Source organism: Sphingomonas yunnanensis, assembly GCF_019898765.1.
Lineage (GTDB): Bacteria > Pseudomonadota > Alphaproteobacteria > Sphingomonadales > Sphingomonadaceae > Sphingomonas > Sphingomonas yunnanensis.
In genome coordinates this window covers 1-16,064 of the sequence record NZ_JAIOKB010000011.1, presented here as the reverse complement: position 1 = coordinate 16,064, position 16,064 = coordinate 1, and the positions used below count along the sequence as shown (strand labels likewise).

Genomic DNA, 16,064 nt, shown 5'->3' with positions numbered 1-16,064 from the left:
GTCACACCCGCTCCAGCACCGTGGCGATACCCTGCCCGCCACCGATACACTGCGTCGCCAGCGCGAAGCGGCCGCCCTCGCGCTCGAGCAAAGCCGCCGCCTTGCCGACGATGCGCGCGCCGGTGGCGCCGAGCGGGTGGCCGATCGCGATCGCGCCGCCGTCGAGGTTGATCGTCTCCTCCTTGAGACCCAGGTCGCGGATGCAGGCGATCGCCTGGCTGGCGAAGGCCTCGTTGATCTCGACCACGTCGAGGTCGCCCGCGGCGATCCCGGCGCGCTCCAGCGCCTTCTTCGAGGCGCCGATCGGCCCCAGCCCCATCGTCTCGGGCGCGCAGCCCGCCACGCCGACCGACACGATCCGCGCCAGCACCTTGAGCCCGTGCTTCGCCGCGAACGCCTCCGAAGTGACCAGCACCGCGCTGGCGCCGTCGGTGAGCGGCGAGGACGTCCCCGCGGTCACCGAGCCGTCCGCGCTGAACGCGGGCTTGAGCCCGGCCAGCACCTCGGCGGTAGTCTCCGGGCGGATGATGCCGTCCTGCGTCACCTCCCCCTTCTTGGTGCGGATCGGCACGATTTCCTCGGCGAGCCGGCCCTCGGCGCGCGCTGTGGCGGCCTTCTGCTGGCTCTTTACTGCGAAGGCCTCCTGCTCGGCTCGCGTGATCTGATACTGCTGCGCGACATTCTCGGCGGTCTGGCCCATCCCTATGTACGCGCCCGGGCTCTTGGCGGCGAGTTCGGGGCTGGGCAGCGGATTGTAGCCGCCCATCGGAATGCGGCTCATCGACTCGAGCCCGGCGCAGATGAACGCCTCGCCCGCGCCGATCTGGATCTGCCCCATGGCGATATGGATCGCGCTCATCGACGAGCCGCAGAAGCGGTTCACCGTCATGCCGCCGACCGACAGCGGCAGGTCGGCGAGCAAACCGACCAGCCGCGCGACGTTGAGCCCCTGTTCGCCCTCAGGGAAGGCGCAGCCCAGGATGATGTCCTCGATCGCGGCGGGATCGACCTTCGTCTTCTCCAGCAGCCCGCGGATCACCTGCGCGGCGAGGTCGTCGGGGCGGACCCGCGCCAGCTCGCCCTTGCCCGCGAGCTGGAAGGGCGACCGGGCGTAGCCGGCGATCACGACGTTGCTCATCTCATTCCTCTCGAGTCCGAGTTCGTTGGATGCCGCTTACGTCAACGTCAATGCGGGCTCAAGCTTGTCGTGCCGCCACGCGGCGATGATAGAAGAACTGCTGCGATGCCAAGTGCATCTGGACTCGCTCCCGCGATCGGCTAGCCTAGCCTGTCGATACCGATGCCGTGGGAGACGATCATGTTCGCCATCGCCGACTCGGGCCCGTTCGCCGTGCTCGCGATCAACGATTCGGCGCGTCCGGTGCCGACCTGGAAGACGATGTTCGGCTGGCCCGCCGACGATCCGCGCGCGCTGCCCCTCACGGTACGATCGCGTGCCGATCGCAAGATCTGGGCGGCAAAGGTCGACCAGGCGGTGTGCGCGACGCAGCGTCCGGTGCTGCTGATCGCGGACGGACTGGGCTGCGCCGCTAGCGCCTGGTGGGGGCGGCTCTCGCCCGCCGACTATGTGTCGCGGATCGCGGGCGCGCTGCTGTTCGCCCCGCGCGGTGAGGAGATCGGCGCCGACGGCGACCCCGGCCTGTTCGCCTCGCCGGGCACGCCGCTGCCCTTCCCCTCGGTGGTGATCCAGCCGCAGCATGACGAGGCGGCGATCCGCTCGACGCTCGACGCCTGGGGCAGCCAGCTCGTCGCCGGCCGGCGCGTGCGCAGCGTCGCGGACGATCGCGGCGCATGGCAGCAGGCGCAGCGACTGTTCCTTCGCGTCACCCATCAGGTCGCCGCGCACGAGGTCGCGCGCGCTGAGGCACTGATCGGGCGACGGTAGCGGACGCTCGCCGAGCCGCTCGAGCCGTGCGCCTGCGCACGCGGAAGCCCGGAGCCGCGGGCGTCGGCGTGAGGAACACTCGGCTCCTGCGTGTGCAGGAGCCCGGCGCCGTCCCGTCAGGCGCCTAGCGCCGTACGTCGAGCTCGCCGCCCAGGAAGGCGTCGAGGTCGGCCTGGCGGAACAGCCCCGCGTCGCCCGGCAGCGAGTGTTTGAGCGCCGCGAGCGCCAGCCCGCTCCGCGCCGCCGCTTCGGCATTCTCACCCCGACGTAGCGCGTGGAGCACCCCGGCGGCGAAGGCGTCGCCGCCACCGATACGGTCGACGATGCCGGCGAGCACCACCTCCTCGCTCTCGACCGCCCCCTCGCGCGTGTCGATGCGCGCGGACAGTCGGTTGAGGTCGACGTGCTCGACGTGCCGCGCGGTGGAGGCGATCGTCCGCAGCGTAGGGAAGGCGTCGAAGGCGGCCTCCGCGGCACGGCGCGGGTCGCCGGCGAGATCGTCGCGGCCGAGCAGCAGCGCGACGTCGCGGTGGTTGCCGAACATCAGGTCAGCGTGGCGGACGATGTCGCCGAGGATCGCGCGCGGGTCGCCGTTCCAGCGCGCCCACAGCTTGCCGCGCCAATTTCCGTCGAACGACACCGCGATGCCGCGCGCCGCCGCTGCCTCGGCCGCGGCCACCGCGCTGCGCGCCGGTATGGGCCCGAGCGCTGGGGTGATGCCGGAGAGATGCAGCCGGTCGACGCCGTCGAGCAGCCGGTCCCAGTCCCAGGACTCGGCCGGTGCCTCGGCGAAGGCGGAGTGAGCGCGGTCGTACACCACCTCGGTCGCGCGCAGGCCCGCGCCGGTGGTAGCAAAATAGAGCCCGATGCGCTCGCCGCCGAGCGCGACAGGCGAGACGTCGACGCCGTGCGCGCGCAGCGTGCGCAGCGCGGCGCGGCCGAGATCATTGTCGGGCACGCGGCTGGCGAAGGCGACGTCGTGGCCCAGGCAGGCGAGCTGGGTGACGACATTGGCCTCGGCGCCCGCGACCCAGACATCGAGCCGCGGCGACTGGAGCAGCAGCTCGCGCCCCGGCGGCGACAGCCGCAGCATCACCTCGCCGAATGCCAGCAGCCTGCCCATCGCTCTCCCCTACCCCGTTGTCCCGCCGTGTGTCGGGGCTGGGGGCGGCGGCGTCAACCGCGCGCGGTGCCGGGCTCGGCGACGAAGCGCGCGATCACGTCCTTGGCGAGCCGCGCCGGGCGCTGCGTCGCGGCGTCGAGGCAGCACCACACGCTGCTCACCTCGGCGACGATCTCCTCGCCGCGCTTGAACATCGTGCTGAAGAAGGTGCGTGCGCCCTGCGCCTTCTCCGCGATCACCTCGGCGACGATGCCGTCCTCGAGGAAGGTGGGGCGCCGGTAGGTGATCTCATGCTTGAGCGCGACCCAGAGGTGCTGCGCCACCGCCTCGGGCGGCGCGACCCGCTCCCAATAGTCCATCACCGCGGCCTGGACCCACTTGAGGTAGACCGCGTTGTTGACGTGGCCCATGAAATCGATGTCCTCGTCCGCGACATGAACGGGATATTCGTGCGCGTGCGCGGTCATGAGTCGGTCTTCCGGTGGCGAACGCCGACCGTACGGGATCGCGCCGCGCCGCACAATGCGCCGGTGACCCGCGCTGCATTGTTATGACGCGCCAATCCGGACGCTCGCGCGCTGCCGCGGACGTGACAACCCTGATGCGCTGAACGCCGCGTTGAGCGCTCCAGGCTCCTGCCTATGCAGGAGCACGGCTACTCACAGGCCCTCGCCGCCGACCCATTGAGCGTTGGCGAGGCGGCGCGCGAGCGTCCAGTTCTGCTGGCGGATGTCGGGCACCGCCACCACCTCCCACAGCTCGCCGCGGGTCATCGGTCCGATGCAGTAGAGCCGGTCGCTGATTCCGCCATCGGCGGCGGCGACGCGCGACTGGCGGTCGACGTCGAGGCCGATCCGCAGCTCGTCGGGTCGGATCATCCCCGCGGCGAGCAGCTGGCGGATCAGCGGCTCGCGCGAGCGCAGCAGGTCGCCCTGCGGGCCGGTGCAGTTGACGATGCGCGCCGCGCGCGTCGTCGTCACCGCCTCGCCGCCGCGCGCGCGCCAGCGCAGCAGCGCCTGGGTGCCGTCCGCCTCCGCCCCGACCAGCCTGCCCGCGGCGAAGCGCAGCCGCCCCGCCTCCACCAGCGCGTCGATCCGACCCGCCACCGCGGGCGCGAGCCGGTGGCGATGCACGTCCCAATAGGGCCGCAGGTGGCGGAGGAAGCGCGCGCGCGTCGCCGCGTCGGCGCTGCCCCACATCATCTGGGTGACCGGGCGCAGCTCGTCGACCGCGGCGCGCCAGCCGATCGCCTCGGCGCGGTCGCGCACCGCGCGCACTAGCGCCGAGAGCGTCGCCGCGGGCCGCTCGCTCAGCCCCGGTCGCGGCGCGCCGTCGGCGTGGCGGCGCGGCACCAGGCCGCGGCGTGACAGTGCGAGGATGCGGCCGCGGAACCCTGCCGCATCGAGCAGCAGTGCGGCGTCGATCGCGGTGAGTCCGGTGCCGACCAGCACCACCTCGTCGTCATCAGACAGCCCTTCGGCGATGTCGCCCGCCCAGGGATCCGCGCGGTAGCAGCCGTCCGGCAGCGTCGCGGGGTCGAGCCCGGGCGGGCCGTGCGGCGGGAGGTTGCCAAGCGCGAGCACCGCGACATCGGCCGCCACGCGCCCGCCCTCGGCCAGTGTCAGTGTGAAGCCGCGCGGGTCGCAGTCGAGCGCGCAGACCTCGCCCGTCACCAGCGTCAGCCGCTCGGGGTTGGCCGCGGCGGCCTCCTCGAGCATCGCGCGGAGATAGCGGCCGTAGATCTTGCGCGGCACGAAGGTGGTGCGCTCGCCCAGCCCCTCGCCCTCCAGCCAGCGGACGAAATGGTCGGGATCGTCGGGCAGCGCGCTCATGTTGCCGGCGCGGACGTTGAGCAGATGCTCGTCGTGCGCCGCGCTGTAGGCGACGCCGCGCGCGACCTGGGCGGGACGGCGCTCGATCAGCGTGGCGCGGGGGCCGTCGTGGCGGACGAGGTTGATCGCCAGCAGCGTGCCCGAGAAGCCGCCGCCGACGATCGCGACGTGGTCGCCAGGCTGGACGAGGCTCACAACCCCAGCTCCCTCATCTCGACGACGCGGTGCTCGCGCGCGCTGATCTCGGCGGCGACCCCGATCGCGACCGCGCGCAGCCCGTCCTCCGCACTCACCTGCACCGGCGCCTCGCCGCGCACCGCGGCGGCGAAGGCGAGATGCTGGTAATAGGTCGCGCCCTCGTGGCTGCCGGCGGCGTGCGCGACCGGGTCGATCGCCACGGTGGCGCGCTCCACTCGCTTGGGGTTGCCGAAGCCGGTGCGCGGCGAGAAGACCAGCTCGCCCGGCGGGATCAGTACGTCGAGCCGCGCGGCGTCGCCGGTGGCGCTCATCTCCTCCTGGTGCTCGGCGCCGTCGGCGAACATGCACAGGTCGAGCATCGCGCGGACGCCGTTGCTGAAATCGACCGTGGTGAAGCTGTTGTCGATGATGTCGGGCCGCTCGCCGCGGTAGCGCTCGTCGAGATGGTTGACGTCCATCGCGCCCGAGCAGTGGACCCGCACCGGCTCGGCGCCGGTGATGACGCGCATCAGGTCGAAGAAATGGCAGCATTTCTCCACCATCGTGCCGCCGGTGTTGCGCGCGAAGCGGTTCCAGTCGCCGACCTTCCCGAGGAAGGGAAAGCGGTGCTCGCGGATCGACAGCATGCGCAGCGCGCCGACCCGCCCGGCGTGCACCTGCGCGATGAAGGCGGCGGCGGGCGGCATGAAGCGATATTCCATGCCGGTCCAGAACGGTGCCGCACGCGCCGCGGCCCGATCGACGATCCAGCGCGCGTCGTCGAGCGTGGTGGCGAGCGGCTTCTCGCACAGGATCGCGGCGTCGGTGGCGAACAGCGGGTCCAGCACGGCGCGGTGGGTGTGGTTGGGCGAGGCGATCACGATCGCATCGACCTCGGCGTCGCGCGCCAGGGCCCCGGCCGAATCATACGCGGTCGCGCCCACCGCGGCGTCGTCGAGCGCGTCGCGCGCCCAGCCGAGCGAGGTCGGCACCGGATCGGCGAGGGCGACGACGCGCGCGCCGGGCACCAGCGCGATGTTGCGGAGGTGCTCGACCCCCATCATGCCCGTGCCGACCAATCCGTACCTGATCTCGGCTACCATCACGTCCAACCCTGTGCCATGCCGCCGCGGATGACGACGCTGCGCCTATCGAACCAACCGCGCCCGCTCGGCAAGAGCGGGCTGACCGTCTCACCGCTCGCCTGGGGCATGTGGCGTCTCGCCGGCGACGACACCGGGCCGGTGCGCGCGCTGATCGACGCCGCGCTCGAGGCCGGGATCACGCTGTTCGACACCGCCGATATCTACGGTGCCGACGTGCCGGCGGGCTTCGGCTCGGCCGAGGAACTGTTCGGCCGCGCGCTCGCCGAGGAGCGCGCGCTGCGCGACCCCATGGTGATCGCGACCAAAGGCGGCATCCGGCCCGGCATCCCGTACAATTCGGGCGCCGACTATCTCGCCGACGCGCTCGACGACTCATTGCGCCGCCTCGGCGTCGAGGTGATCGACCTCTATCAGGTCCACCGCCGCGACTTCCTCACCCACCCGCAGGAGGTCGCCGCCGCCCTGACCCGGATGGTGGAGAGCGGCAAGGTGCGCGCGCTCGGTGTGTCCAACCATTCGGTGCATGAGCTGGAGGCGCTCCAGTCCTTCCTCGCGCTGCCGCTGGCGAGCACGCAGCCCGAGTTCTCGCCGCTGCGCGCCGCGCCATTGTTCGACGGCGTGCTCGACCAGGCGATGCGGCTCGACCTCGCGGTGCTCGCCTGGTCACCGCTCGGCGGCGGGCGGCTGGCCGACCCGTCGCACCCGGCGGGGCGGCTGCTGGCCGAGCAGGGCGCCGCGTTCGGGGTCGACGCGGCCACCGCGGCGCTGTCCTGGGTGATGGCGCATCCCGCGCGGGTGATCCCGATCATCGGCTCGCAGAACCCGGCGCGGCTGCGCGCCGCCGCGGACGCCTACAAGGTCGAGTGGACGCGCGCGCGCTGGTACGCCGTGCTCGAGGCCGGCACCGGGGAGAAACTGCCATGACGCGCGCGCCGTGCGAGGTGAGCTGGTTCTCGGCGCTGTGCGACGACGATTATGAGTTCCTCGGCGTTCCCGACGAGCGGCTGCGCTCGTCCTGGGAACATTGCCGCGACATCGCGCTCCAGGCGGAGAGCGGCGGCTTCGACAATATCCTGCTGCCCTCGGGCTACACGCTCGGGATCGACACCACAGCCTTCGCCGCGGCCATCGCGCCGCTGCTGCGTCGCCTGTGGCTGCTGATGGCGGTGCGCGTCGGCGAGAGCTGGCCGCCGCAGCTCGCGCGCCAGATCGCGACGATCGACCGGATGCTGGGCGGCCGGCTGACCGTCAACATCATCTCGAGCGACCTGCCCGGCGAGACGCTGGAGAGCGCGCCGCGCTATCGCCGCACCGTCGAGGCGATGCAGATCCTGCGCACGCTGCTCGACGGCAAGTCGCTCGACCATCAGGGCGAGTTCTGGCAGCTCCAGCTCGATCCGCCCGGCGTCACCACCACGCTGGGGCGCTGCCCTTTGCTCTATTTCGGCGGCCTGTCCGAGGCGGCGCGCGACGCCGCGGCCGAGCAGGCCGACGTCTATCTGATGTGGCCCGACACGATCGAGGGCGTGCGCGGCATCATCGCCGATCTGCGGGCGCGCGCCGCGGCGAAGGGGCGGACGCTGCGCTTCGGCTATCGCGTCCATGTCGTGGTGCGCGAGAGCGAAGCCGAGGCGCGCGACGCCGCGGACCGGCTGCTGTCACGGCTCGACGACGCCACCGGCGCCGCGATCCGCGCGCGTTCGCTCGACTCGCAGTCGGCCGGCGTGCGGCGGCAGGCCGAGCTGCGCGAGGGCAGCGACGACGGCTATGCCGAGGCCAATCTGTGGACCGGCATCGGCCGCGCGCGCTCGGGCTGTGGCGCCGCGATCGTCGGCGACCCCGACCAGGTGCTCGCCAAGCTCGAGGCCTATCGCGCCGAGGGCATCGACGCCTTCATCCTCTCGGGCTATCCGCACGCCGCCGAGGCCGACCTGTTCGCGCGCCACGTGTTGCCGCGGCTCGACCACGCGCCGCTGGCGCGGTGAGCGCGGTGCGGCGGGGCGTTCGCGAGATGACCGGGCCGAGGCGCGCGTCATTTCTCGACCCTCATCCCTTCCCCCGTCATCCCGGACTTGTTCCGGGGTCCACTGAGCCGCTTTACCTGCGCTCGCGGCAGGGGCGGATGAGTGGACCCCGGAACAGGTCCGGGATGACGGAGCGGGCGGCGGGTCAGCGGACTCCTTCGACTTGACCCGTACCCTCGCCGATCTCCACTCCGCCCGTCGCGCATTGCTCTTCGCGCTGGTCATCACCGCGGGCGTGCTCAACCTGGTCGACCGCCAGATCATCGCGGTGCTCAAGCCGCAGATCGCCGCGGACCTCAACTGGAGCGACGACGATTACGGCACGCTCGCCGCCTGGTTCCAGGCCGGCGCGGCGGGTGGCTTCCTCGTCACCGGCTGGATCGCCGACCGGCTCGGGGTGAAATGGGCCAACCCGGTCGGCGTCGCGGCGTGGAGCGTCGCCGCGCTGCTCCACGGCTGGGCGCGCACCACGGTCGAGTTCGTGCTGGTCCGCGTCACGCTCGGCGCGACCGAGGCGATGGGCACGCCTACCGCGACCAAGACCGTCGCCGCGGTGCTGCCGCCGGCGTGGCGCTCGGCCGGCTTCGGCGTCAGCAACGCGGCGAGCAGCCTCGGCGCGATCCTCGCGCCGCTCGCCATCCCCGCCGCGGCGCTGCTGCTAGGCTGGCGCGGCACCTTCGCCGCGGCCGGGGTGATCGGGCTCGGCTGGGTGCTGGCCTGGTTGGTCGCCACGCGCGGGCTGCGGCTGGACTCGCCCGTCGCGGCCCCGGGCGCATCTGCGCCGGTCGATTATGGCCCGATCCTGCGCGAGCGGCGCACCTGGGCAGTCGCCGGCGCCAAGCTGCTGTCAGACGCAACCTGGTGGCTGCTGCTGTTCTGGCTGCCCGACTTCTTCCACCGCCGCTTCGGGCTGAGCGGGGTCGAGCTCGGCGTCCCGCTGGCGCTGGCCTATGGCGGCGCCGCGCTCGGCTCGCTGCTCGGCGGCGGAGTCGCGACTCGTTTGCTCGCGCTCGGGCATCGCGCCTGGGCGGTGCGCCGCGGCGTGATGCTGGCGGCGGCGCTGTGCGTACTGCCCGTGCCGCTCGCGCTGGCGACCTCGAGCTATCCCGCCGCGGTGGCGCTGATGGCGCTCGCACTGGCGGGGCATCAGGCCTTCTCCACCAACCTGTTCGCGCTGATCGCCGACATCGTGCCGCAGCATAAGGTCGGGCGGGTCACCGCCTTCGGCTCGTTCAGCGGCAATGTCGGTGGCGTGGTGATCTCAAAGGCGGCGGGCGTCGTGTTGGCGGCGGGGCTCGGCTACCTGCCGCTGCTGCTGTTCGCCGGAATGTCATACCTGCTGGCGCTGGGCTGGATCGTGCTGCTGCTCGGCGCCGCGCTGCGTACGGCGAGTGCGACGTCCCGCGCCTGACCTAACGTCACGCGATCACACGATCAAAGCTGTTGCGCACGTCGCATGGTAGCGCTAACTCTATCGCTGACGCGGGCGTAGATCCGCTGCGAACCGAGAGGAGAACGCCCGAATGCGCCCATCCCGATCCACCGCCCGCCCGCTGCTGCTCGCCGCGCTCGCATCGCTGCCGCTGATCGCCTGCTCGTCGCAGGACAGCACCTCCGCCGCCGCGGGCAACAACGCGACCGCCGAGACCGCCGGCTGGAACCAGGAGCGCGCGCCCGACGGTCGCTCGTACCTGTCACAACCGCTGGTGCGCGACATCTACACCGCCGATCCCTCGGCGCACGTCTGGGGCGACGGCAAGCTGTACGTCTATCCCAGCCACGATATCCCGACCAAGACCAAGGACGACGATCTCGGCAACCAATATGCCATGCGCGACTATCGCGTGCTGCGGCTCGACGAGCCCGGCGGCAAGGTCACGGTCGGCCCGGTCGCGCTCGACGTGAAGGACGTGCCCTGGGCGTCGCAGCAGATGTGGGCACCCGACGCCGCCTTCAAGAACGGCACCTATTACCTCTATTTCCCCGCGCGCGACCGCACCAAGGACCGCAACGGGCTGGGCGCGTTCCGCATCGGCGTCGCCACCTCGAACAACCCGATGGGCCCGTTCAAGGCCGAGCCCGAGGCGATCAAGGGCAGCTATTCGATGGACCCGGCGGTGTTCACCGACGCCGACGGCACGTCGTACATGTATTTCGGCGGCATCTGGGGCGGCCAGCTGCAGCGCTGGAAGGACGGCAAGTACGATCCCAACGGCAGCGACACCGACCTCAAGCAGGACGACCAGCCCGCGCTCACCGGCAAGGTCGCCAAGCTCGACGCCGACATGAAGAGCTTCGCCGAGACCCCGCGCGATGCGGTGATCCTCGACGAGAAGGGCAAGCCTGTGCTCGGCGGCGACCATGAGAAGCGTTTCTTCGAGGCCTCCTGGGTCTTCAAGCGCGGCGGGCAATATTATTACACCTACTCGACCGGCGACACGCACTTCCTCAACTACGCGATCGGCAAGACGCCGTACGGCCCGTTCACCTACAAGGGGCACATCCTCAAGCCGGTGCAGGGCTGGACCACGCACCACTCGATCGTCGAGTGGAAGGGCAGATGGTGGCTGTTCTATGCCGACACCCAGCTGTCGGGGAAGAACCACCTCCGCAACGTCAAGATGACCGAGCTCACGTTCAACCCGGACGGCACGATCCCGACGATCGACCCGTTCGTGAAGTGAGGCGGGCGGCAGTACGGCCAAGCTGTTCCCCGGCGGAGGCCGGGGCCCTGTTACGGGACGTGCGAGCCGACTTGCAGCCGCCTTCCCACCTGGGCCCCGGCCTCCGCCGGGGCACGACCACCGCATCCGAAGGCTAAGTCACTATGTTCCTCGGCATCGACATCGGCACCTCGGGCGTGAAGGCGGTCGTCATCGACCCCGCGGGCGCGATCGTCGCGCAGGGCACCGCCGCGCTCACGGTGCAGCGCCCGCACCCGCTCTGGTCCGAGCAGGACCCCGAGGCATGGTGGCAGGCGACCGAGGCAGCGGTGCGCGCGCTTCCGACGGACGTGCGCCGCTCGGTGCGCGGCATCGGGCTCGCCGGCCAGATGCACGGTGCGACGCTCCTCGGCGCCGACGACCGCCCGCTGCGCCCCGCGATCCTGTGGAACGACGGGCGCTCCTTCGCGGAGTGCGCCGAGCTGGAGGCCAAGGCGCCCGAGCTGCACCAGGTCGCCGCCAACCTCGCCATGCCCGGATTCACCGCGCCCAAGCTTCTCTGGGTCGCGCACCACGAGCCCGAGGTCTTCGCCGCGATCCGCACCGTGCTGCTGCCCAAGGACCATGTCCGGCTGCGCATGACCGGCGAGAAAGCGAGCGACGTGTCCGACGCCGCCGGCACGTTGTGGCTCGACGTGGCGAAGCGCGACTGGAGCGACGACCTGCTCGCCGCGACCGGGCTCAGCCGCGAGCAGATGCCGCGCGCGGTGGAGGGCAGCGACGTCGCCGGCAGGCTGCGCGCCGAGATCGCCGAGCGCTGGGGCATGGACCAGGTACCGGTCGCGGGCGGCGGCGGCGACAATGCCGCGGGCGCGGCGGGCGTCGGCGTGGTCAAGGACGGCGACGCGCTGCTGTCGCTCGGCACCTCGGGCGTGATCTTCGTCGCCACCGCCGAGCTGCGCGCCAACCCGGCGGCCGCGGTCCATGCCTTCTGCCACTGCCTGCCGAACCTGTGGCATCAGATGGCGGTGCATCTCTCCGCTGCGGTCTGCGTCGACTGGGCGGCACGGCTGATCGGCGCGGCGGGTGCGGCCGAGCTGTTCGCGCGCGCGGAGTCGGCGGGCGTCGGCAACGGCCCCGAGCTGTTCCTCCCCTATCTCTCGGGCGAGCGCACGCCGCACAACGATGCGCAAGTGCGCGGCGGCTTCCTGCGGCTCGACCATGACACCACGTCCGAGCGGCTCGCCCAGGCGGTGCTCGAGGGCGTCGCCTTCGCGCTGGCCGACGGCGTGCGCGTGCTCCGCGAGTCGGGCACCGCGGTCGAGCGGCTGTCGGTGATCGGCGGCGGCGCGCGCTCGCGCTACTGGGGCGAGACGCTCGCCGCCGCGCTCGAGGTCGAGCTCGCCTATCTCAAGGGCGGCGAGGTCGGTCCGGCGATGGGCGCCGCGCGGCTGGCGCAGCTCGCCGTCGACGGCGGCATGCCCGCCGAGGTCTGCGTCGCGCCGCCGATTAGCCATATCGTTACGCCCGACGCCGCGCTGGTCGACCGGCTCGCCCCCAAGCGCGCCGCCTTCCGCGACGCCTACCCCCGCATCAAACCCTGATCTTCGTATCCGCCTAGAGGAGCTATCGATGCCCACCGACTTCTTCGCCGACATCCCTCAGATCAAATATGAGGGCCCCGACAGCGACAACGAGCTCGCTTACCGCTTCTACGACAAGGACCGCGTCGTGCTCGGCAAGCGGATGGAGGACCATCTCCGCTTCGCCGCCTGCTTCTGGCACACCTTCTGCTGGCCCGGTTCGGACGTGTTCGGCGGCGGCACCTTCAACCGCCCGTGGCACGCCGGCGCCAACGACAGCGCCGCCGCGGCGCAGAAGCGCGAGGTGGCGTTCGACTTCTTCGCCAAGCTCGACGTGCCTTATTACTGCTTCCACGACGTCGACGTGATGGCCGACGCGCACGGCGTCGCCGAGCATCGCCGTTTCTTCGCCGAGGCGGTCGATCATCTCGAGAAGCTGCAGGCCTCGTCGGGCCGCAAGCTGCTGTGGGGCACGGCCAACCTGTTCAGCCACCCGCGCTTCGCCGCCGGCGGCGCGACCAATCCCGACCCCGAGGTCTTCGCCTTCGGCGCGGTGCAGGTGCGCGACGCGCTCGAGGCGACGCATCGGCTCGGCGGCCAGAACTACGTGCTGTGGGGCGGTCGCGAGGGCTATGAGTCGCTGCACAACACCGATCTCAAGCGCGAGCTCGACAATCTCGGCCGCTTCCTCAGCCTCGTCGTCGAGCACAAGCACAAGATCGGCTTCGACGGCACCATCCTGATCGAGCCGAAGCCGCACGAGCCGACCAAGCACCAGTACGACTTCGACACCGCCACGGTGTACGGCTTCCTCAAGCGCTACGGTCTCGAGAATGAGGTCAAGGTCAACATCGAGGCGAACCACGCCACGCTCGCGGGCCACACCTTCGAGCATGAGATCGCCACCGCCAACGCGCTCGGCATCTTCGGCTCGATCGACGCCAACCGCGGCGATCCGCAGAACGGCTGGGACACCGACCAATTCCCCAACTCGGTCGAGGAACTGACGCTGGCGATGCTCGAGATCATCCGTGCGGGCGGCTTCACCACCGGCGGGTTCAACTTCGACGCCAAGGTGCGGCGCCAGTCGATCGACGCGACCGACCTGTTCTACGGTCATGTCGGCGGCATCGACACGGTGGCGCGCGGGCTGCTCAACGCGGCGAAGCTGATCGAGGACGGCCGGCTCGATTCGATCAAGCGCGACCGCTACGCCGGCTGGGACGCCGCGTTCGGCCAGCAGGTGTCGAGCCTCGACCTCGCCGGGATCGCCGATCTCGCCGAGCGCGAGAACGTCGACCCGCGGCCGCGCTCGGGCCAGCAGGAGCGGATTGAGAACCTGCTCAACCGCTTCATCTGAGGGTGACGGTGGGACGGTGTGAGTCGCCCCGCCTCTCCACACAGTGACGTGACAGTCTAACATCCGGCCTGTTCCCCGGCGAAAGCCGGGGTCCAGTCGGAAAGACCGGGGTGAGACCAACAAACCTCCCCCACCTGGGCCCCGGCATTCGCCGGGGAACAGCGAGGGAGTAGGTAGGCCGCAACTCCACCCAGGCTTGCGCCCCCTACCCTCGACGCCTAAATATGTCGGACTAATTCCCCAAAGGCGAGGATTTCCATGATCGACGGAGCGATGCTGATCGGTGCCGAGCTGCGCCAGGCCGAGGCGCGGTTCACCGCGGTCGACCCGGCGAAGGGCGCGCCCCTCACCCCGACCTTCTCCTCGGCCGGCCCGGACGCGGTCGCTGACGCCTGCGAACTCGCCGCCGCGGCCTTTCCGGCCTATGCCGCGACCGCGCCCGAGGATCGCGCCGCCTTCCTCGAAGCGATCGCCGACGAGATCGTCGCGCTCGGCGACCAGCTGATCGAGCGCGCGCAGCAGGAGAGCGGTCTCCCGCGCGCGCGGCTCGAGGGCGAGCGCGGCCGCACCGTCGGCCAGCTCAAGCTGTTCGCGCAGGTGGTGCGTCAGGGCGACTGGCTCGACGCCACGATTGACCCCGCTTTGCCTGACCGCCAGCCACTGCCGCGCCCCGACCTGCGTCGGATGAACGTCGCGGTCGGTCCGGTGGCGGTGTTCGGCGCCTCCAACTTCCCGCTCGCTTTCTCGGTCGCAGGCGGCGACACCGCCTCGGCGCTCGCCGCCGGCTGCCCGGTAGTGGTCAAGGGCCATCCGGCGCACCCCGGCACGGGCGAGCTGGTGGCGCGCGCGATCCGCGCCGCGGTCGACAAGGCCGGCCTGCCCGCGGGCGTCTTCTCCTATCTGCCGGGCGAGACCAACCGCCTCGGCGAGGCATTGGTCGCCGATCGCCGCATCAAGGCGGTGGGCTTTACCGGCTCGCGCGGCGGCGGGCTCGCGCTGGTGAAGATCGCGGCGTCGCGTTCCGAGCCGATCCCGGTCTATGCCGAGATGTCGAGCATCAACCCGGTCGTCATCATGCCGCACGCGCTCGAGACGCGCGGCGAGGCGCTGGCGCCCGCCTATGTCCAGTCGCTGACGATGGGCGCGGGGCAGTTCTGCACCAATCCGGGCCTCGTGCTCGCGATCGCGGGCGAGGCGCTCGACGCCTTCGTCGCCGCGGCGGGACGCGCGCTGACCGAGAGCGCGCCCGCGACGATGCTGTCGCCGGGCATCCATGCCAGCTTCGAGCAGGGCGTGGAGGCGCTGGCACGCCACAGCGCGGTGACGACGGTGGCGCGCGGCAAGGTCGGCGAGGGTGTCAACCAGGCGGTCGGCGCGCTGTTCCGCGCCGAGGCGGCGAGCTTCCTCGCCGACCGCGCGCTGGGGCATGAGGTGTTCGGCTCGTCCTCGATCGTGGTGGCGTGCCGCGACATGGACGAGGTGCGCCAGGTGATCGCCAGCCTCGAGGGCCAGCTCACCGCGACGCTACACCTCGACGCCGAGGACGAGGCCGATGCCAAGACGCTGATCCCGGTGCTTGCCGATCGCGTCGGCCGCATCCTGGTCAACGGCTGGCCGACGGGCGTCGAAGTGAGCCACGCGATGGTGCACGGCGGCCCCTTCCCGGCGACGAGCGACGGCCGCACCACGTCGGTTGGGACCGCGGCGATCTACCGCTTCCTGCGCCCGGTCAGTCTGCAGAACCTGCCCGCGTCGCTGCTGCCCGAGGCGTTGGCGGACGCCAACCCCTGGGGCGTGGCGCGGCGGATGGACGGCAAGCGAGAGGCGTCGCCGCGGTAAGCTGGTCGATCGAGCTGGAATGTGCGAGGGCGGTCCTGCGGGGCCGCCCTTCTCATTAGGGCGCATCAGCGCGGAGAAGACCCGTGCCGCAGGCACGCTCACCTCGAGGTTTGCCCCGCGCGCGCCTCTCCGCCCCTCCGCGCCTCCGCGCGAGTTCATCTCACGCGCAGACGCGAGGACGCGAAGGTGTCGCTCACGCGGTGATCGTGCCGCGCGTCCATGCTTCGCGCCTTCGCGTCCTCGCGCGAGAAGGTTTGTTCGCGCAGAGGCGCGGAGAGGGCGCGCGGCGAGCGCACCTGTTCGGGCGCTCGCCCTCGCCGCCGTCCCGTGCAGCGGCACGGCTCCCCCCTCCCGGCGTCATCCTGAGCTTGGCTCAGGATCCACCGTGCCGCACTCTCGGAGGCCGCGGCGCCCGCGGGCCAGTGGATCCTGAGACGGGCTCAGGATGACG

The 16,064-nt window shown here is 71.5% G+C and carries 13 protein-coding genes; 8 read left to right on the top strand and 5 right to left on the bottom strand.

Going from position 1 to position 16,064, the window contains the following annotated elements:
• Position 1: 1 nt before the first annotated feature.
• Complete coding sequence (locus tag K7957_RS19605) at positions 2-1,138, bottom strand: thiolase family protein (protein ID WP_223014518.1); 1,137 nt, start codon at positions 1,136-1,138, stop codon at positions 2-4.
• Positions 1,139-1,318: 180 nt separating this feature from the next.
• Between K7957_RS19605 and K7957_RS19600 the strand changes: the two genes are divergently transcribed.
• Positions 1,319-1,906 carry an alpha/beta hydrolase gene (locus tag K7957_RS19600; protein ID WP_223014516.1) on the top strand — a complete coding sequence of 196 codons (588 nt, stop codon included), beginning with the start codon at positions 1,319-1,321 and terminating at the stop codon, positions 1,904-1,906.
• Positions 1,907-2,030: 124 nt separating this feature from the next.
• Here the strand turns inward: K7957_RS19600 and K7957_RS19595 are convergent, their stop codons facing one another.
• The 4 genes from K7957_RS19595 to K7957_RS19580 all read right to left on the bottom strand — a co-directional run bounded on the left by K7957_RS19595 (position 2,031) and on the right by K7957_RS19580 (position 6,141).
• Positions 2,031-3,029 carry a sugar kinase gene (locus K7957_RS19595; protein ID WP_223014514.1) on the bottom strand — a complete coding sequence of 333 codons (999 nt, stop codon included), beginning with the start codon at positions 3,027-3,029 and terminating at the stop codon, positions 2,031-2,033.
• Between the two features lie 53 nt (positions 3,030-3,082).
• Positions 3,083-3,496, bottom strand: a complete 414-nt coding sequence (locus K7957_RS19590) for an acyl-CoA thioesterase (RefSeq protein ID WP_223014512.1) — start codon at positions 3,494-3,496, stop codon at positions 3,083-3,085.
• 192 nt (positions 3,497-3,688) lie between these two features.
• Positions 3,689-5,056 carry an FAD/NAD(P)-binding protein gene (locus K7957_RS19585; RefSeq protein ID WP_223014510.1) on the bottom strand — a complete coding sequence of 456 codons (1,368 nt, stop codon included), beginning with the start codon at positions 5,054-5,056 and terminating at the stop codon, positions 3,689-3,691.
• A complete protein-coding gene (locus K7957_RS19580) occupies positions 5,053-6,141 on the bottom strand; it encodes a Gfo/Idh/MocA family protein (protein ID WP_223014508.1) in 1,089 nt (362 codons plus the stop codon). Before K7957_RS19580 ends, K7957_RS19585 begins: the two co-directional genes overlap by 4 nt.
• A 30-nt stretch (positions 6,142-6,171) precedes the next feature.
• Between K7957_RS19580 and K7957_RS19575 the strand changes: the two genes are divergently transcribed.
• From K7957_RS19575 to K7957_RS19545, 7 genes are all read left to right on the top strand, one after another.
• A complete protein-coding gene (locus K7957_RS19575; protein WP_223014506.1) occupies positions 6,172-7,068 on the top strand; it encodes an aldo/keto reductase in 897 nt (298 codons plus the stop codon).
• The gene (locus K7957_RS19570; protein WP_223014504.1) at positions 7,065-8,129 is read left to right on the top strand and encodes an LLM class flavin-dependent oxidoreductase; all 1,065 of its coding nucleotides are present in this window, start codon (positions 7,065-7,067) and stop codon (positions 8,127-8,129) included. Before K7957_RS19575 ends, K7957_RS19570 begins: the two co-directional genes overlap by 4 nt.
• A 202-nt stretch (positions 8,130-8,331) precedes the next feature.
• The gene (locus tag K7957_RS19565; RefSeq protein ID WP_223014502.1) at positions 8,332-9,579 is read left to right on the top strand and encodes an MFS transporter; all 1,248 of its coding nucleotides are present in this window, start codon (positions 8,332-8,334) and stop codon (positions 9,577-9,579) included.
• 112 nt (positions 9,580-9,691) lie between these two features.
• A complete protein-coding gene (locus K7957_RS19560; protein ID WP_223014500.1) occupies positions 9,692-10,852 on the top strand; it encodes a glycoside hydrolase family 43 protein in 1,161 nt (386 codons plus the stop codon).
• A 143-nt stretch (positions 10,853-10,995) separates the two neighbouring features.
• A complete protein-coding gene (gene xylB, locus K7957_RS19555; RefSeq protein ID WP_223014498.1) occupies positions 10,996-12,435 on the top strand; it encodes a xylulokinase in 1,440 nt (479 codons plus the stop codon).
• A 28-nt stretch (positions 12,436-12,463) separates the two neighbouring features.
• Complete coding sequence (gene xylA / locus K7957_RS19550; RefSeq protein ID WP_223014496.1) at positions 12,464-13,774, top strand: xylose isomerase; 1,311 nt, start codon at positions 12,464-12,466, stop codon at positions 13,772-13,774.
• A 258-nt stretch (positions 13,775-14,032) separates the two neighbouring features.
• Positions 14,033-15,613 (top strand): aldehyde dehydrogenase (NADP(+)), encoded by a 1,581-nt coding sequence (locus K7957_RS19545; RefSeq protein ID WP_223014494.1) that lies wholly within the window; start codon positions 14,033-14,035, stop codon positions 15,611-15,613.
• Positions 15,614-16,064: the final 451 nt, after the last annotated feature.